Raw genomic sequence first — 17745 nt, forward strand, 5'->3', positions numbered from 1 at the left:
GCTGCACCTCCAAATCGTTGAAATCGATACCTCCATCTAACTTTACATACCGGAGCTTTTCAAGCCTGATCTACTTAATCTGGGTTTCAACTGTTTCAGTCATGGTGCTTTTTTCCTGAACATCAACCAACCAACTTGAAATGCCCCACTGAAGACCCGCGGCATAACTATTATTAGGTTGAAACCTTTTGCCTAAGATCCTAATTTGGGTAGATAGACAGAAGGTTTCAGTATAACTCCCCAAATTTACTACTTATGAAGATCAATTCTGTATAGTATGCGGTACCAGGCTTATAAATGCAGCGGTGGGGCTGCTTTCTGATGATGTCGTTAGTTTTTGGCTGTTGGACAGAGTCAGTAGTTTGGAGATGGTAGTCAGTGACCAGTCTCCTACTTCCTATCTTTACCTTCTGCCGCACCCCCCACTCCTGTCAACTCAGCGCTGAGAAAATCGATAAACTGTCGCGCACTGCGGCCCGATCGGCCGTTATGTCGAGTCGCCCATTGGAGTGCCTGAAATTCTAACGCCTCTGCGTCAAGCTGAATGTCAGCTTGCTTAGCGAGATGGTGAATGATTTGCAAATAGGTCGTTTGATTAGCGGGCTCAAAAGTTAGAGTTAGGCCAAAGCGATCGCTGAACGAGAGCTTTTCCTGTACGGTGTCCCACGCATGGACTTCATCACCATCGCTAGGACGGGGACGATCGCCAAAGAATTCGCGAATTAGATGCCGTCGATTGGAGGTGGCGTAAACGACCACGTTTTGCGATCGTGCGGTCAGATTCCCTTCCAGCACGACCTTCAATGCTTTGTAGACATCATCGTCTTCTTCAAACGATAGGTCGTCCACAAAGATAATGAACTTCTGAGGTAAGTCTCGTAGCTGCTCGACGATCGCCGGTAGATCGGCCAGTGCCGCTTTAGCCACTTCAATCAGACGTAGACCATCATCCCCATAGCGATGCAGTAACCCTTTCACCAGCGAGGATTTGCCAGAACCACGACTGCCATACAGCAGCACATGCAGCGCAGGATAGCCCTTCAGCAAAAACGCTGTATTCTTCAGCAAGGCTTCTTTTTGAGCGTCGTAGCCCACTAAATCTGTGACCTGCACACGATCGGGCGAACCAATGCCAATCAACTGTCCCGCTTGCCATTGCAGGGCTTTGTATTGCGCAAAGAGGCCGACACCCTGCTTGCGGTAGTGAGCGGCTAAGGGCTCTACCCCATCGCCCCAGTCGGGTGCCTCATGGAATGTCGATCGCAACCAGTCCAGATTCGCAGCCTCCTCATAGCTCCACACCACAGGGCTATTTGTCAGATGGGCAGCCACTTTCACCCATTGGCTTAGCTGATCACTACTACAGGTGTAAATCTGCTGTAGCACCTGGAGATCGTGCCGTGCCGCCGCTACTAACGCAGGCGATATGTCCTGTAGAGCCGATCGCTGTGCCTGTTGAGTAAAGGGGTTATCAGCATTCAGCACTTGAGTCAGCAGGTAGTCTTGCCAGCTCTGTTTGCAGTCTGCCAGCGCACTGAACCAATTGCCATACGCGTGCAGACATTCCGTATTGTCGGCGGCGGTGTTGCGCTCTGCATGACGAATCGTTTGCAGTAGCGCCAAAAAAGCTTGACCAGGTGCGTCACTAAGAACGGTCTGGTAGACCAGAAGCGAGGCTGCCTGATGGAGAAGTGTTTGAACGGGGGCGATCGCGTGAGTATTCATCAAAGGCAGAAGTAAAGGCAGACGAGTAAAAAAGCGTTGGGAACGGGGCTAGATCTGTCTCACTGGATTAATCTCTCAAGGCACTAATGAATCGGCTCACTCGTCGCATTGGCCGCTTGACATTGTGTGCAAAGCCCAAAGAATTCCAGCATGTGGTAGTAAATCTTGAACTGGTACGCCTGATTTAACTGTGTCTCTAGTTCATGTACCGGACAGGCATCGATCGGAATTGACCCGCCGCACTGCAAGCAGGTGAGATGATGCTTATCTTCCTGCACCAGACTGTAGAGCGACTCACCGCCTGCTACTGTCCGCGCTTGTACCGCACCCTCCAACTTCAACGCTTCTAACGCCCGATACACCGTCGCCAACCCCATCGCCTGATCACGGTTCCGCAGTTCAACGAACAGATCCTGCGCTGAGATTGCCCGATTGATGTTTTTCAGGATACTGATGATCCGTTCCTGGCTACGAGTACGACTAGCTTTCATGGGAGAGGAGAAAGGGGGAGAAGGGGGGAAAGAGGAGTTTTGAGTTTTGCGTAGCGCTCTGCGCCGACAAGCTAGAGAGTTTTGAGTTTATTCTGACCGCTAACCGCTAACCGCTAACCGCCGATGGCTCACCGCTCACCGCTGATGACTGAGCGCTGACCGCTGATGGCTGACCGCTGACCGCTGACCGCTGACCGCTGACTGAGCCAAGAAAGCGGTAGCATCAATAACGTCAACTGCATTACAGGAAACGAAGGTGGCTCAGACATACCAGGCTCAAATCTATGTTACTCTGCGACCGTCGGTTCTTGATCCAGCCGGAACAGCCGTGCAGTCAGGGCTAAAGCATATGGGTTACGAGAATGTGGCACAAATTAGAATCGGCAAATATGTTGAATTGACCTTGAATGCTGACAGTGAAGAGGTCGCTCGTGAACAACTCGATCGCATTTGTGATCAACTGCTGGCGAATCCAGTGATTGAGAATTATCGGTTTGATCTAAAGGAGGCATCGACATCTATGGGCATGAGTACATAGATTAAGCGCAGAAAATAGATTGAGCGCAGAAAGTAGAGGGTCTGGAGGAGATTCATGCCCACGGATTGGGCTCATCAGCATTGGGCGGTTGGAGGGTTGACGGTTCGACCTTAAAGGTATTGCCCATCGTGGCAACGCGATCGCCCAACACCAGCTTGCGTCCTCGTCGTGTCTCCACCGAACCATTGACCTTCACTTCGCCCGCCTGGATCAGCAGTTTCGCCTGCCCTCCAGACTGCACCATCCCGACTACTTTCAAAAATTGATCTAGCTTAATGATTTCTGTCTCTGTCATGCCCACCCCTATTTTGTAAGCAGCTTCCCTACACCCTACACTTTATCCCCTACAACCCGCTTCCCCACACGACTGCACTCGCGTTCAAGGCAAACCCTTTGCGTTGCCCTTTTCCCGGAACGGCAGCCCTGTTAGCGATCGCCAATCCAGTCTGAGAAGACTGGTAGAATCACAGGCATAGTGGTCAGTGGAGTGTGGGCGATGGTCAGACAGAGTAAGCCGTGGGAAACGTGTGTCCAGTTTGCGATCGCTGCCGTTGCAGTAGTCGTAACGGGCGATGCGTCTGCAAAAGCTGCACCAGTAGCGCCTGCACCAGCTTCGGCACTAACGAGTTGTCACAGCACGTCACCAGTACCACCCACCGACGCTCAGATCAAAGCTTTACAGGCGTTGGTGCTGAAGTATGGAGTTGTAACGTCAGACAGTGTGAACAAAACAACCATGACTCGGTGTGAGTTTGCGTCTCTCTTAAATAATTTAGGAAACCAATTGAACGAGCTTATTACTTCTGGCTATGCCGAGTTTGTCTCTAAAGCAGACTTGCCTATCTTTCAGGGTTTGCAAGAGGCTTTTGCGGTTGAGTATCGCACGTTTGCTGGTGCTGGGAGCCCCGCAACACAGGAACCGCCGCAACAACCGGAGGCGTTGTATCGCGCTGGATTTGCTGTATCGCGCCTCAGGATTGATGCTCTAGAAGCTATCACGAAAAAACAAGAACAGCCACTGTTCTCACCAGCTACTAAATTTCATGTTGAAACAATATTGGCACTCTCTGTCTCGGCGGGACGGAATCGTTAAGCGCGGGTTAGGTGTATTGATCGCTTCAGTGCTAAACAGCATTCATCGATCGGCTCACGGTGTCATCAAATAATCAATCACCGCTTGGGCGATGTCTTGATTGCCGTCTGTGATCATGGGTTGCGATCGCGCTGGCTGCAACGGTTGCTGCAAAAAGTCCCAATCGCTATCAAAAAACTTGGTGGGCGTGAGAACTTGCGACGGTACATAGTCTTGAATGCCGTCCAGCAAAACAGCGGCTTCGGCAAAATCATCGCGGGTGATGGAGACGATCGGCGTACCCAACCGACACGCTTCCGAAAAGGTGCTGTAGCCTGGTTTCGAGAGCAACCGTCCGCACACGGGCATGAGGTCAACGGGACGATAGTGATTGTCAGTCACTTTGATCAGGTTGGGGAGATCAGGTGCGTTGCGATCGAACGTCAAAAACTGCCAGTCCGCAAACTGCTGCAAATTCTGGTATGGAATCGCGTTTAGCCCCAAACCGCCAAAAGTCATCAGTACGGTGCGATCGACATCCGTCTTCAACCCAAAGTTTTCTCGCAGTTGTTCAACGCTGTAGCGTGGGGTGCCGCCCGTCAAACCCACATCTGTAATGGTCGGAAAGGCGCTCATTGGTTCATGTAACGGCAGCCGAAAGAGGCGATCGCACTGGCTAAAGCATTCGCCAATCCAATCTGCCATCTCCACAAACTCGCCACCCCAGGGACGATAGATGAAATCCCAACCAAAGTTGCTCATCATCCAGCAGGGCACTTGAGCGGCCTTGGCAATGAGGGTAGCTAGCGGCGGAATGTCTGCCAGAACCAAACCAACACGGTTCTGCTTGATAAAGTTCACTTCAGAAGCAATCAGACTGTTCTGCTGCTTTCGCAACTCCTTGAGTCGTTCCAGCGTACCAGGCTGATCCATCGTGACGCTATCGGTTTGCAAAATGCCGATGTCAAAGGCTCTGGGACGATGGATAAAGTCGGTAGAGATATAAGCCTCCAGTAACCAACGCGGTGCTGTTGTCACCAAAATAATCAGAATCTCAGGGCACAACCGTTGGATTTCGGCAACCACAGAAGCCGTGCGGGTGGCATGTCCAAACCCATGATTGGTAATGGCAACATAAAGAATTGGTTGGGGCATGAGTTGGCGGGCGATCGCAATAAAAGGTTGAGTAGCAATGAGTGTCGGTAGCAATCAGACGCCCAATCAATGACGGGGCAGAAATTCTTGAATGGCTGCCACTAATTGGTCGATCTCTGCTTCCAGCGTGAGGTAGTGAATGCAGGCGCGAACACAATCAGGGTCAAGAATCACGCGAATCATAAAACCACTGGCTTCCAGATACTTCACCAATTGGGTATGGGACTTACCCGGTAGCTGAAAGGAAACCAACCCAGTTTCGGGTGGCGTCGATCGTAGGCAGTGTATACCTGGCAACTCGAGTAACTGCTGCCAGAGTCGTTGAGTGAGGGTTTGAAGGCGCTGATAGCGGTCTTGAGCCGTACCCCATCCGTCATGAACCGTAATAGCGGCTCTGAGCCCTGCATACAGCGGATAGGCAGACGTTGCCATCTCATAGCGTAGGCCATTGGGCTTCCATCCCGTTGGATGCCCGGTGCGATCGACCGTGATGCCTCGCCAGCCAGCAAAAGTGGGATGCAGCCCTTCCAGCGCTTCAGGGCGAACGTACAGCCCACCCAATCCTTCCGGCCCGCACCACCATTTATGTCCTGTAAAAGCGTAGAAATCGGCCTGTAGCTCGTCCAGGTTGAGGGGCAGCATGCCAACGGACTGTGCCGCATCCACGAGCACTCGAATGGGCTGATGGCTGGAGTAACTGTGACAGATTGCCGTCATCTCTGCCAGGGGAAGGCGCTGCCCTGTGTTCCAAAGGATGTGGCTGAGGACAATTAAGCGAGTGTTGGGTCGCAAATGTTCCGCCAGAATTGCTACTGGATCGCCGTCATTCAGGGTCGCTTGCAGCGGACAGGTAGACACTTCAATGCCAAACCGACGCTGCAGCTCTTGCACTGAGGCAATGACGCTGTGATGTTCGCAGTCAGAGAGCAAAAGATGATCGCCCGATCGCCAGTCAATGCCCCACAGCGCAATGTTGCAACCCGCAGAGACATTCTCTGTCAACGTAATCGTTTGCGGTGTGGTTCCCAGCGCTGACGCGATCGCTCCTCTGGTGCGATCGGCCTCTTCTACAACCCACTCATAGCTTTGGCTAGAGAACGGCCCTAAGTGCTGAATTTGGACATAGGACTGTTGAATTGCCTCCAGTGCAACCTGCGGCATCGGCCCCTGCCCACCGTAGTTAAAGTAGGCTTTGTTGGCTAAACTAGGAAACTGTTCGCGATAGCTAGCCAGAGAAATTTGGGAAGCAAAAATGCCTGTCATGGTAACGTACTGGTAGAGACAAAGCGTTAGCATTCTAGCAAGAGACACACTCTACAAGAGATACACTCTACGACGGTCACTCTAAACTTTTCCTGTTAGCTTGAAAGCATGTTATTGAATGCTGAACTGCTACTTAACTATCAGCGCTGCAGCCGACGGGCGTTTTTAGACCTGTATGGAGATCTCAGCCAGCGAGATCCGCCCAGCGACTATCTGCTCAAGCTGCTGCAAGATAGCCAAAGCAACCAGCGATCGCTCCTGGCCGATCAAGAGATTCGCCAACCCCGCTATGCGTCACGAGACTGGGATGCAGGCGCACGTGCTACCTTGGCTCTGATGCAGCAAGGCGTCGAGCGCATTTACCAGGGTGTGCTGCTGGCAGAAGGCCCGAATGGTGTCACGCTGGTCAGCAATCCTGATCTGTTAGTGAAGCGATCGGGGGAATCGCATTTTGGCGATTGGCTATACGAGCCGACTGAAATTAAGTTAGGCAAGCGTCCGAAGCTGGAATACCAGATTGTGACTGCCTTTCACATGCTGGTGCTGGCGCAGGTGCAGGGAGCCTGGTCAGAAACGGCCTGGCTGATGCTGCGAGAACGGGGTGCCTATGCGGTAGACCTGTGGGAAATGGTGCCGCGGATGCAGGCAATTTTAGAGGAATGCATCCAGGTACTGTCGCGATCGGAGGCTCCAGAGGTCTTTATTGCGCGTAATCGCTGTAGCTTGTGTCATTGGTTTGGTCATTGCTACGCGATCGCGAAAACTGAGCATCACCTCTCTTTGTTACCCGGCGTGACGCCTACCCGCTACCTTCAGCTCCAGGCGTTGCATTTGACAACGGTGAAAGGGGTTGCCGAAATGAGTGCCGCTCAACTGGCACCGTTACCCGGCTTTGGTAATGAAACCGCCTACAAACTGGTGCGACAGGCGCGATCGACGCTGCACAACCGGGCGCTGTTGATTGAAAGTATTACTAACCCCAATTTCTTAGACGAAGTACCCACCGCGCCAGTGGAACTTTATTTCGATATTGAAGCCGAGCCAGCGTTGAATTTGGTCTATTTGCATGGTGTACTGGTGATCGATCGCTCAGCTCAAACCGAGACGTTCTACCCGCTCCTTGCCGAGCGACCTGAAGACGAAGTGTTGGTGTGGGAGCAGTTTCTGGATCTGGTCTGGCAATATCCCACTGCTCCGATCTTTCACTTCTGCCCGTTTGAAGTCCAGACGGTTGAACGACTCGCCAAACTTTACGGCACACCACCACCACGCATACTTCCGCTCCTAACCCGCTTCGTTGACCTGCACGAGCGGGTTACGCGTATGGTGACACTGCCGGTTGAAAGCTATGCGCTAAAGCCGATCGCCCGGTGGCTAGGTTTTGACTGGCGTGACCCCAGTGCCAATGGTGCCCAATCGATTTACTGGTATGCTCAATGGCTCTCAACGGGCGATCGCACTTATCTCGATGCAATCCTCACCTACAACGAAGATGATTGTCGTGCGACGTATCACGCTAAAGATTGGCTCGTAAGTTTCTTGCAAGAGACCTACCAGGCAGAACTTGCTTGAGTCCAACTCGAGACGCACTCATAGGATTTTTAGCTGGTGGCTTTTCAATTCTAAACTTAATTAAGACGCCAAAAAGTACTGGAGTTTAAGCAAGGCATGAACGGTAGCCAGTCTTCTGCAAGAACTTGCGGCCGATGCGTCGGTGCGTTGCGTGAGCGCTTTGCTTAAATTGCGAAGCCCAGACAACATCTTAGTTAAAGCTCAGTCTGCTTCTAGCGCTTTTCAGAGTTAAGGTCTAACGTCTTGCCAGATGAAAGACTGTCTCCCGCCAGATCCAGGATGGGTCGTTTTATGGCAAGTTGGGTTGTACACTTCTGCTTAAAACCTTTGCGACAGGTTTTGCGATGCACCGTTCAGCCAAACTCCAGCGTTTATTCATCTTCGGTTTGAGCGGTCCGATCGTGGCGTTAAACGTCTGGCTGCTGACACAGGTTTTCCGTTACTTTGAGCATCTGATCACGCTGCTTGCGATCGCCGCGATTTTGGCCTTCTTACTGAACTATTCAGTACAGTTCTTTGAACGGGCTCGGATGACCAGACCCCAGGCGGTCATCGTTGTGTTGTTGGCGACCTTCACGCTGCTGGTGATTACAGGTGTGACCCTCGTACCGCTCCTCATCCAGCAAACCACCCAACTCCTTGAGAAGATTCCTGCCTGGTTGGAAGCCAGTCGCGAAAACATGCAATCTTTGGACACTTGGGCGAAAGCACGCAACCTACCTCTCGATTTGCGGGGCATTACGGGGCGCATCAATGGTCAAATCGAAAGTCAGCTCCAGACCTTGGCAGCACAGGCACTGAGTGTCGCGTTGGGTACCGTTAGCGGGCTCATTGACGGCATTTTAGTGCTGGTGCTGGCGTTCTATATGTTGCTTTATGGCGATCGTCTTTGGCATGGACTGATCCATTTCTTACCGCCGCACATCGGCATCCCATTAAGCATTTCGTTGCGGTTGAATTTTCAGAACTTTTTTATCAGCCAACTGCTGTTAGCCATCTTTATGACAGCTGTGCTGATTCCGATTTTTTTGGCATTCAGGGTGCCGTTTGCGCTCTTGTTTGCCCTCCTCATTGGCGTCGCCGAGTTGATCCCGTTCATTGGGGCGACTCTGGGTATTGGGTTGGTAACGCTGCTCATTATGCTGCAAGATCTCGGCTTAGCGTTCTGGGTCGGTGGTTCCGCTACGATCGTGCAACAAATTCGCGATAATGTGCTCGCACCCCGTATGATGGGCAGCTTTACCGGACTTAATCCGATCGTGATCTTTATTGCACTTCTGGCCGGGCTGCAAGTGGCCGGTTTCCTGGGGGTTCTCGTCGCGGTGCCGATCGCCGGTACCATCAAAGGCACTCTAGATGCGATGTATAGTCAGCAGTCTCCCGTGGTGACCACAGACGTTAGCTCAAAAGCCTCGCGGTATAAGTGATAGGAACGATCGCCAAAAAGGTCGGTCGGTGGCGATCGGTGCCGTCCCTCAACGAGGAGGGTGACGCCGATGGAGCTTCAAACGTTTCGAGTTGTGAATGGCCTCCCCTCCAATCTGCCTGCGTCCGCCTGGCCAAAAGCTGCTCTTTGAGCGCTCCAGGGTGTTTGCCAAACCTCAAAACAATCGATCGACATTAACTATTTGCCGTCTTCGTCTGCTACAAATTTGATCAGCCTGTCTAAGAGTAAGCTGTTGAGAGCAGTTATTGTGTAACTAGAGTTTAGACTGAGGCTTCGAGACTGTAGACTTCGAGCATCCTTTCTTTTGGGTGCCCTGAGTGCTGTTCAGTCTTCGCTTCCAGTCCTCTGGCTCACGTCTAATCTCTGGGCAGAGGCAATCTATCGCAAGCGTAGGAAGTAAGTATGCGACAAATTAACTTTGTCATCATCTTTGTCATTTGTCTGGCTCTTGTGCTGTTTGGCATCGAAAACACCGATCCAGCCGTGATTCGGATTGCTCAAGGCATTGAACTGCAAGCGCCGCTTGCCGTTGAGCTGATCATGGCAATGGGTGTTGGCGCAGTCCTGGCATGGGTTTTTAGCGTCTGGGCTCAGCTCCAACGAGCGATCGACTCTGGCAAAGATCTGCGAGTCAGAGATGTCCGGATTCAAGAGCTGGAGGAAAATGTGGAACGCTACAAAGCGGAAATTGAAGAACAGCAACGATTGCTGCCCGCCGCCAAAACGCGGCAAGGTGATACCCAAGAGGCTGAGACAGGCGCTTACGCCCAGTAAAACACCGTGATCAAATTCTGGTCGGAGCGCACGATCGTGCGCTCCGACTCTCCTTACTCTGAGTTAGCATACAAAAAATGACGGCTGCCGACCTGATTACACCGCTTAACCACTGGAGTCTTTGGGTGCCGTTACTGCTGCTGGTTTTGATTGTGATTGCAGCTGCCTGGTTTGCCCGAATTTCTCTTCGGTAGGTTCATTCATGCCCCTTTCCCTTGCACAGGACGCGATCGCCTTTCTTATTGACCTGGCAGAACGGGGAGAGATTGATCCGTGGGATGTCAAAGTCATTGAAGTCATCGACCGCTTCTTGAGTACGTTGGCACCGTTGAGTAGCGGGCGCGAACCTTACGAAGCCACTCTATCCCAATCGGGGCAGGCGTTTTTGTACGCCTCCATGCTGGTGCTGCTGAAAGCCGATAGCCTGTCTCAGCCAGAGCCAGTGGCTGCAACCGATGCCGATGAGGAGATGGAGTTTCTCGATCCAGACGGGGTGAATGGCTCGGCGTTACCCGCCAATCTGGAGCGCCAGATTCGTCGTCGTGCCGTAGCGCAACCGCCTCAGCGACGGCGAGTCACCCTCAAAGAGTTGATTGACCAATTGCGCACGATCGCCACAGCCCTAGATGATCCGACTCCGAGAGCACGTGCGCGTCGTCCCCGGCAGCAGTCTCGCAGTCAGGCCGTTCGTGCGATCGCGCAACTCGCCCACCAGGAAAACTTGTCAGAAATGGCAATGGCGCTAGAGCAGTTTTTTATTGACAATTGGCACACGATTGCGAAGGGAGAAACCTGGCTCGATTTTGACTTGCTGCTAGAGCTATGGTCGCAAGCCAGCAGCTACAAAGCAGCCATCCCTCACGACCCTCATGCGGGCAATGTTACCCATGACCGAGTCGGTATTTTTTGGGCGTTGCTGCTCTTGTCGGCACAATCCAAAGTAGAGCTGTCGCAAGAGGAGTTTTACCAGGATCTCAAGATTCAACTGCTCTCGGAGGAAGCCTTGGCTGACCTAAGCGACTGGGCCGCACGTGCGTCGCCTGATTAAGTTTGTTAACATTGCGGTTGACATCCGCTGGGCTCATGGAAACGTGCGATCGCCTGTAAGGTCTGACATCCGTCGGTCTGTAACAAAATTTAACTATAGATGCGATGAAGCATTTATTTGGTTTCAATAGGGCTTTACGAAGAGTAACTCGTTTTGCTTTGACTCATCCTGGAAATCACCTAGCATCAGCATAGGATTGCCTTTGAGAGCCGTGCGTTCAAAGGCGTTGAACACAGTTAACTGCTATTTTAGTGGCCAAGGTTTGGGGAGATGAACGATCTATGAAAGCGATGATTCTGGCGGCCGGTAAGGGAACGCGTGTCCGTCCGATCACTTACACCATCCCAAAGCCAATGATTCCGATTCTGCAAAAGCCAGTGATGGAGTTTTTGCTTGAGTTGCTGCGGCAGCATGGGTTTAACGAAATTATGGTCAATGTGAGCCATCTGGCGAGTGAAATTGAAAGCTATTTCCGGGATGGTCAGCACTTTGGCGTGCAAATTGCTTATTCGTTCGAGGGGCGTATTGTTGAAGGCGAGCTGGTTGGTGAGGCGATCGGTTCTGCTGGTGGTATGCGCCGCATCCAAGACTTCTCTCCCTTCTTTGATGACACGTTCGTTGTACTGTGCGGTGACGCGCTGATTGACCTGGATTTGACGGCCGCTGTCAAATGGCATCGCGAAAAGGGTTCGATCGCCACCATCGTCATGAAAACAGTGCCCAAAGAAGAAGTCCCCAGCTATGGGGTTGTGGTCACGGATGATGAGGGTCGAATCAAAGCCTTTCAGGAAAAGCCCTCAGTCGAAGAGGCACTCAGCGACTGCATCAACACGGGTATTTATATCTTTGAACCCGAAATTTTTGACTATATTCCTTCTGGTGAAGAATACGACATTGGTAGTCAACTTTTTCCCAAACTCGTGGAAAAAGGCGCTCCTTTCTATGGTGTGCCGATGGACTTTGAGTGGGTCGATATTGGCAAGACGCCTGATTACTGGCGAGCCATTCGCAGTGTGTTGAACGGCGAGATCAAGAATGTCGAGATTCCGGGGCATGAGGTGGCACCGGGCATTTATACCGGGCTCAATGTGTCGGTCAATTGGGATAAAGTGAATATTCAGGGGCCTGTGTATATCGGGGGTATGACCCACATCGAAGACGGCGCCACCATTATTGGGCCGACGATGATTGGGCCAAACTGCTGGATTTGCAGTGGAGCAACCGTAGACAACAGCGTCATCTTTGAATACGCCCGTCTTGGTCCCGGTGTGCGACTGGTGGATAAGCTGGTCTTTGGTCGCTATTGCGTTGATAAGACGGGAGCCACGATCGATGTACAGGCCGCGTCTCTTGACTGGCTGATAACAGATGCTCGTCAGGCTCTACCGTCGCATCCTCCAGCCGAACGGCAGGCGATCGCAGAACTCCTCAACGCTGATATCAGAAGCATCGGCGTCTAGTTCATGTCGTTAAGACCTTATGTCGGGACGTTACAGGTAACGTCCCGATAGGCACACCGATTGGGAACGCCTCTTTTTACACAACTTGCTTGGAGGCTAGTTGATCTTTTAGAGCGGCCGGTGCGATCGCACCGTACTCCGTAATGATGGCCTTGATCAATGCAGCTGGGGTAACATCAAACGCAGGATTGTAAAACTCTGCACCCGTGGGGCACAGAAGGGTTTCACCAACGGTGTGAACCTCACTGGGATTGCGTTCCTCAATCGGAATTTGAGCACCATCGGCGATCGCAAAGTCGATCGTCGATAACGGAGCTGCGACAAAAAAAGGAATATTGTGCGCTTTGGCGATAAGCGCCACGCTGTAGGTGCCAATTTTGTTGGCGGCATCACCATTCGCGGCAATGCGATCGGCTCCGACCACCACCGCATCAATCATCCCTCGCTGCATACAGTGTGCCGCCATGTTGTCGGTAATGACCGTGACAGGAATACCTTCCTGCACGCATTCCCAGGCCGTCAACTTTGCACCTTGCAAGCGTGGACGCGTTTCATCAGCGTAGACCCGCTCTAAACGCCCGTCACGCCATGCCGAACGAACCACGCCCAAGGCTGTACCATACCCTGCTGTTGCCAGTGCTCCGGCATTACAGTGTGTGAGCAGGCGCAATTTATCAGGACTGGCTGGTAAAGCCTCAAGCCCATGATCGCCAATCTGATGGCAGGTTTGCACATCATCGGCGTTAATGGCCTTCGCCGTGTCCAGTAGGGTTTGCTTTAGGTAAGCAACGGCACCCAGCGTTTGGTGAGCTGTTTTGACCATGCGATCGATTGCCCAAAATAAATTCACTGCCGTTGGGCGTGTTGCGCGCAACCGTTGGGCGATTGGTTCCAGTTGCGCTAGAAACTCACCACGATCGGTTGTTTGAATATCCCGCGCACCGAGATACACGCCATAAGCCGCAGCCACGCCGATCGCTGGCGCACCACGGACAATCATGGTTTCGATGGCCCGTGCCATATCTTCATAGCGGTTAATTTCAACGACTGCATATTCGTTTGGCAAGCGGGTTTGGTCAATCAGTAAAACATGCCCACGCAGCGTCTCTGCGGGAGACTGATCGTTCCAGATAACGGGATAAACCTGATTGTTAGAGGACATAAGGTACAAAACTAACGCGATGTGCAACTAAAACCACTCTGCCACAAGGTGTTTAACCAGAGACGTAGCGGTTTAAATCATTTGTGAGCGGTCAGCGGTCAGCGGTCAGCGGTCGGCGGTCAGCAGTCAGCAGTCAGCAGTCAGCGGTCAGCGGTCAGTGGTCAGCAGCCAGCAGTCAGCGGTCAGCGGTCAGCGGTCAGCGGTCAGTGGTCAGCGGGTAGTTTTGTCTGCTTACTCTTGCCTTCAGCCTCCTGTCTTCTACCAACTCAACGCTTCCCCCCTTTAAATACGGCGATTATACGTAAGCAGCAACAAAAATTGACAGTTAGACAAGTGGCACTTGAGAGAGCAGGAAAGATCCCCACAACTTCTAACCTGAGAGTAATGCGTGCTCTAGAAGACAGATTATTTTCTGATGAAGGGCAACAAAACCACTGAGTCTTTGGGTGAGGTTTGTGAATGGACTCCTATCTGCCTGTATCCTGGTCAACAGTTACGACAATGCTTACACAGGCGTCGGTGTCAGTAAAAGATCTGCCAAACCACGATCTGGTTCTACGTTGTCAGACTGGTCATCGTCCCGACAAAACAGCCTTTGCTGAGCTGTTGAGACGCTATCAGTCTCACGTTGAAAAGGTTCTCTATCATCTCGCACCCGATTGGCAAGATCGGGCAGATTTGGTTCAGGAAGTTTGGATTCGTGTTTATCGCAACATTGGACGACTCAACGAACCAGTCAAATTTCAGGGCTGGTTGAGCCGTATTGCCACCAATCTGTTCTATGACGAACTGCGGAAGCGGAAACGCAACGCAACGCCTTTATCCCTGGATGCACCGCTTACGTTCAGTGATGGCGAGATGGACTGGGAAATCGCTGCCGATACACCAGCACCCGATGAAGAGCTGAGTCGGCAAGAATTTTATGATCAACTCAAGGTCGCGATCGCCGATCTGCCCGAAGCCTTCCGCACCACGATCGTCCTCCGCGAAATCGAGGGCATGAGCTACGAAGAAATCGCCGCACTGACTGGCGCGTCCCTGGGCACGGTGAAGTCTCGTATTGCTCGTGCACGTCAGCGCTTGCAGCTTCAGTTACAGCCGTATTTGGATGAGTAGAGAGTAGGGAGTGGGGAGAAAGTTTTGAGTAGTGCTTCGCGCCACATGCTAGAGAGTTTTGAGTATTTGCTTTCTACATCCTGCCTCCTACGGACATGCCATGCTCATCAATGGCCAGTAGATCCCTGATTACCGTTGAGCAGCTGACGGCTTTTGGGCTTTAGCAGTGCTCAGTTGCTCATCTGCGATCGCATACCAGACTTGCCCAAACGTACGCGGATTGAGTGTTTTTCCTTTTTGCTCAGGAAAAAGCTCAAAGAACCGACTGTCTGCCAATGCATCTAACCGGGGACTACTTTTGGCACCCGCCTCGCCCAAGGCCGCTAGCCATTCGTTGTAGTTGACGCGACGATAGCTCCCCATCTTTTGGCGCGTTTCAGGCTTTAAGGTTGCCAGTTTGTCCATGATGTTGCTGGCGATCGTGTTCCATTCTGTCCGCAGCTTGGCTTGCTCTGGGTCATCAAGGTTGCGCGATCGCAGTTGAGGATACTTGGCGTAAAACACCTCATTTACCAGATTCGTGAGGAACTGAAACTCAATGTTGAGCTGACGACGGCGATCGCGCAAGGCGTCTTGTGAGACCGCTTCAACGCTAGGAGAGGCTTTGGGCGAAGCAGCAGACGGCTTCGGCTGTGCGGTTGGACTAACGGCTACTGGAGACGGTGAAGCAGCAGGTTTGGCCTCTGGCTGTTTGTGAGGGAAAAACCGCCAGGCAACAGCAGTGATCAACATCACCAGACCCACAACCATTGCTGCCGAAGCGCGCGGGTCGCTATCGCCTTTGCGTTTAGGACGCACACGTTTTTTGGGTAACCGTGTTGGCAGCGGTTGTAAGCCATCCATTGGCTGGTTGGTCTCTGCTTCAAGCGTGTCTACTGGTGTGAACTCGACTGGTGTGAACTCGACGGGTGCGGATTCGACGGGTGTGGACCCAACAGCAGCAGTGGATAGCAGTGGCTCCAGGATCTTCGCGACCTGTGCTGCCGAGGCGAGACGTTTTTTGGGCTGAAGCTGTAGCATCTGACGTAGAAGCCGCGCGAAAGTGGGATGCACTGTCACCAGTGGTTCCCAGTCAAGCTGCTGTGTCTGGCTGTTGTAGAGTGACTCTGGCCCTTTACCCGTCAGTAGGGCGATCGCAGTGACGGCTAGAGCATAGAGATCGCTGCTGGGTTCGGCTTTGCCATGAAACTGTTCTGGCGGCGCAAAGCCCCACTGCCCCAACGTCATGCGGGGATCGAGCGGGTGAAGCTGTAGCTGTACAACCAGTTCTTGTACCAGCCCAAAGTTAATCAAGATCGGCAACTGATCTTGCTGCCTCAAAATCAGCGTATCGAGCGAAAGATTGCGATGGACAGCACCACGATTGTGGAGATAGGTGAGCACGGGCAACACTTTGAGCAAACACTGAATCACCTCTGCTTCAGAAAACACCTGCCCCTGCGCTTTGCGTTCGTCTAGCAACACACCGTAACTTTTGCCTTCCACGTAGTCACGCACCCAGTAGAGCCGCTCTTCCTGAGCAAACATCATCCGCAAGCGAGGCAACTGGGGATGCTGCAGTTCGTACAGCCCCGACACGTCTTGATGAAAGCGCTGCCGCAACTGCTCCACAGTTGCCACATCTTGCTGCGCGGGAATAAATTCTTTGACGACGCAGAGTTCATTCAGCCGTTTCTGGTCTCGTGCCAGATAGGTTTGACCAAATTTACTCTGGCCCGCTGCACCAATGAGACAGTAGCGGTTTTCCAGCAGAGTTCCAGGGGCGATCGAAGAGTGCATAGCAGTGTTAGCGTAACGTGGGCGATCGAACAAAGAGACCAACAGCAAAACAGAATAGGGGCAAGCGTTTGAGTACCTGAATTCTGGACGGGAATCCGTCTGCTGTCATCACCTGCAGCGCAACCGCCAAACTCAGTTGTTTGAAGGTTGACAAAATTATAGAACGCTTGTACTAAAAGCGTACCGTTTTTATGAGTTATTATCGTCTCAAACTTAAGGTTGAGAACACTGTTTTTTCCAAGTCATACACTGACGTGTCGATCACTCCATTCGATCAAAGAGAAACACGGCCGATCGAAGAGAAACACGGTACACTGACATCTGAGAATCAGCGACAGCACTACATTGATAGCTCTCGTCGTTTACCTGGTGGAACTATGGCACTACACGAAGAACTGAAAGCAATTGTCGATCGCAAACATCTGCTCACCCATCCCTTTTACATTGCCTGGACAGAAGGAAAGCTGACTCGCACGCACCTGAAACACTATGCCATTCAGTATTTTCAGAATGTGCTGGCGTTTCCGACTTATTTGAGTGCTGTACACTTCAACACGCCCTCGTTTGACAATGCGATCGGAGTGCGTCAGGAAATTCTTGAGAACCTGATCGAAGAAGAGCGTGGCGAGCATAATCATCCCGCCCTGTGGAAGCGCTTTGCTGAGGCTCTGGGTGCAACGGATGCTGAACTGACAGAAACGTCTGCACTGGAAACCACAACCAATCTGGTCGATACGTTCCGTCAACTCTGCCTGACTTCGCCCTTCTACGCTGGGCTGGCGGCGCTGTACGCTTATGAATCGCAGATTCCCGCTATTGCAGCGGTCAAGGTGGATGGACTGAAGCAGTTCTACGGCATGACCAACCCTGACGACTATCAGTTTTTCACGGTGCATCAGCAGGCGGATGTGTGGCATACCGCAACGTCACAGAAGCTCATTGAGCAGTACGCTGATACGCCAGAGAAGGAAGCCGAAGTGCTTCAGGTCGCCGAAAAAGCGGCTGATGCCCTCTGGCAATTCCTGGATGGCGTGTATGAAACATACTGCCAGGACATCGTGGCGGCACCTGTAGCAGCATAACGAACTCAGAAATCGGGTTTCTTGGAGAAACCCGATTTCTCTTTTAAAGGTCTGATCTTGA

Annotated in this window: 18 protein-coding genes; 10 read left to right on the plus strand and 8 right to left on the minus strand. The window is 52.1% G+C overall.

The features are described 5' to 3' along the window. Nucleotides 1-390 precede the first annotated feature (390 nt). The 3 genes from C7B82_RS01315 to C7B82_RS31840 all read right to left on the minus strand — a co-directional run bounded on the left by C7B82_RS01315 (nt 391) and on the right by C7B82_RS31840 (nt 2485). Nucleotides 391-1725 carry an ATP-binding protein gene (locus C7B82_RS01315; RefSeq protein WP_106254512.1) on the minus strand — a complete coding sequence of 445 codons (1335 nt, stop codon included), beginning with the start codon at nt 1723-1725 and terminating at the stop codon, nt 391-393. 83 nt (nt 1726-1808) lie between these two features. Further along, nucleotides 1809-2216, minus strand: a complete 408-nt coding sequence (locus tag C7B82_RS01320; protein ID WP_106254513.1) for a Fur family transcriptional regulator — start codon at nt 2214-2216, stop codon at nt 1809-1811. Between the two features lie 128 nt (nt 2217-2344). Next, a complete protein-coding gene (locus C7B82_RS31840) occupies nt 2345-2485 on the minus strand; it encodes a hypothetical protein (RefSeq protein WP_181357306.1) in 141 nt (46 codons plus the stop codon). On the opposite strand from C7B82_RS31840, the gene purS reads away from it, so the two are divergent. After that, nucleotides 2473-2754 carry a phosphoribosylformylglycinamidine synthase subunit PurS gene (gene purS / locus C7B82_RS01325; RefSeq protein ID WP_106254514.1) on the plus strand — a complete coding sequence of 94 codons (282 nt, stop codon included), beginning with the start codon at nt 2473-2475 and terminating at the stop codon, nt 2752-2754. The genes C7B82_RS31840 and purS overlap by 13 nt on opposite strands. 52 nt (nt 2755-2806) lie before the next feature. Here the strand turns inward: purS and C7B82_RS01330 are convergent, their stop codons facing one another. Continuing rightward, nucleotides 2807-3049, minus strand: a complete 243-nt coding sequence (locus C7B82_RS01330) for an RNA-binding S4 domain-containing protein (RefSeq protein WP_181357303.1) — start codon at nt 3047-3049, stop codon at nt 2807-2809. Nucleotides 3050-3250: 201 nt separating this feature from the next. On the opposite strand from C7B82_RS01330, the gene C7B82_RS01335 reads away from it, so the two are divergent. Beyond that, a complete protein-coding gene (locus tag C7B82_RS01335; protein WP_106254515.1) occupies nt 3251-3847 on the plus strand; it encodes a porin in 597 nt (198 codons plus the stop codon). Nucleotides 3848-3901: 54 nt separating this feature from the next. Here the strand turns inward: C7B82_RS01335 and C7B82_RS01340 are convergent, their stop codons facing one another. After that, entirely contained in the window at nt 3902-5035 is a 1134-nt protein-coding gene (locus tag C7B82_RS01340; protein WP_339375092.1) for a glycosyl transferase, read from the minus strand. Between the two features lie 12 nt (nt 5036-5047). Continuing rightward, on the minus strand, nt 5048-6244 hold the full coding sequence (locus tag C7B82_RS01345) for an aminotransferase class V-fold PLP-dependent enzyme (protein WP_106254557.1): 1197 nt from the start codon (nt 6242-6244) through the stop codon (nt 5048-5050). Nucleotides 6245-6352: 108 nt separating this feature from the next. Here C7B82_RS01345 and C7B82_RS01350 point away from each other — a divergent pair, with 108 nt between their 5' ends. The 5 genes from C7B82_RS01350 to C7B82_RS01370 all read left to right on the plus strand — a co-directional run bounded on the left by C7B82_RS01350 (nt 6353) and on the right by C7B82_RS01370 (nt 12545). Next, nucleotides 6353-7816, plus strand: coding sequence for a TM0106 family RecB-like putative nuclease (locus tag C7B82_RS01350; protein ID WP_106254516.1), 1464 nt, complete (start codon nt 6353-6355; stop codon nt 7814-7816). Nucleotides 7817-8160: 344 nt separating this feature from the next. Next, nucleotides 8161-9243, plus strand: coding sequence for an AI-2E family transporter (locus C7B82_RS01355; RefSeq protein ID WP_106254517.1), 1083 nt, complete (start codon nt 8161-8163; stop codon nt 9241-9243). Between the two features lie 422 nt (nt 9244-9665). Continuing rightward, nucleotides 9666-10037, plus strand: a complete 372-nt coding sequence (locus C7B82_RS01360) for a lipopolysaccharide assembly protein LapA domain-containing protein (RefSeq protein ID WP_106254518.1) — start codon at nt 9666-9668, stop codon at nt 10035-10037. Between the two features lie 202 nt (nt 10038-10239). Continuing rightward, on the plus strand, nt 10240-11085 hold the full coding sequence (locus C7B82_RS01365) for a segregation/condensation protein A (protein WP_106254519.1): 846 nt from the start codon (nt 10240-10242) through the stop codon (nt 11083-11085). A gap of 281 nt (nt 11086-11366) precedes the next feature. After that, nucleotides 11367-12545 (plus strand): nucleotidyltransferase family protein, encoded by a 1179-nt coding sequence (locus C7B82_RS01370; RefSeq protein ID WP_106254520.1) that lies wholly within the window; start codon nt 11367-11369, stop codon nt 12543-12545. Between the two features lie 76 nt (nt 12546-12621). Here the strand turns inward: C7B82_RS01370 and mtnA are convergent, their stop codons facing one another. Next, nucleotides 12622-13707 (minus strand): S-methyl-5-thioribose-1-phosphate isomerase, encoded by a 1086-nt coding sequence (gene mtnA, locus C7B82_RS01375; RefSeq protein ID WP_106254521.1) that lies wholly within the window; start codon nt 13705-13707, stop codon nt 12622-12624. Nucleotides 13708-13790: 83 nt separating this feature from the next. Between mtnA and C7B82_RS01380 the strand changes: the two genes are divergently transcribed. Continuing rightward, a complete protein-coding gene (locus tag C7B82_RS01380) occupies nt 13791-13928 on the plus strand; it encodes a hypothetical protein (protein WP_181357304.1) in 138 nt (45 codons plus the stop codon). 238 nt (nt 13929-14166) lie between these two features. Further along, nucleotides 14167-14823, plus strand: coding sequence for a sigma-70 family RNA polymerase sigma factor (locus C7B82_RS01385; RefSeq protein WP_106254523.1), 657 nt, complete (start codon nt 14167-14169; stop codon nt 14821-14823). 129 nt (nt 14824-14952) lie between these two features. Here C7B82_RS01385 and C7B82_RS01390 read toward each other — a convergent pair whose 3' ends face one another. Further along, a complete protein-coding gene (locus C7B82_RS01390) occupies nt 14953-16602 on the minus strand; it encodes a protein kinase domain-containing protein (RefSeq protein ID WP_146141016.1) in 1650 nt (549 codons plus the stop codon). A gap of 377 nt (nt 16603-16979) precedes the next feature. On the opposite strand from C7B82_RS01390, the gene C7B82_RS01395 reads away from it, so the two are divergent. Then, a complete protein-coding gene (locus C7B82_RS01395; RefSeq protein WP_106254558.1) occupies nt 16980-17684 on the plus strand; it encodes a CADD family putative folate metabolism protein in 705 nt (234 codons plus the stop codon). The last annotated feature ends 61 nt before the right edge of the window (nt 17685-17745 follow it).

The sequence above is a fragment of the Stenomitos frigidus ULC18 genome (assembly GCF_003003795.1).
GTDB classification, from domain to species: domain Bacteria; phylum Cyanobacteriota; class Cyanobacteriia; order Leptolyngbyales; family Leptolyngbyaceae; genus Stenomitos; species Stenomitos frigidus_A.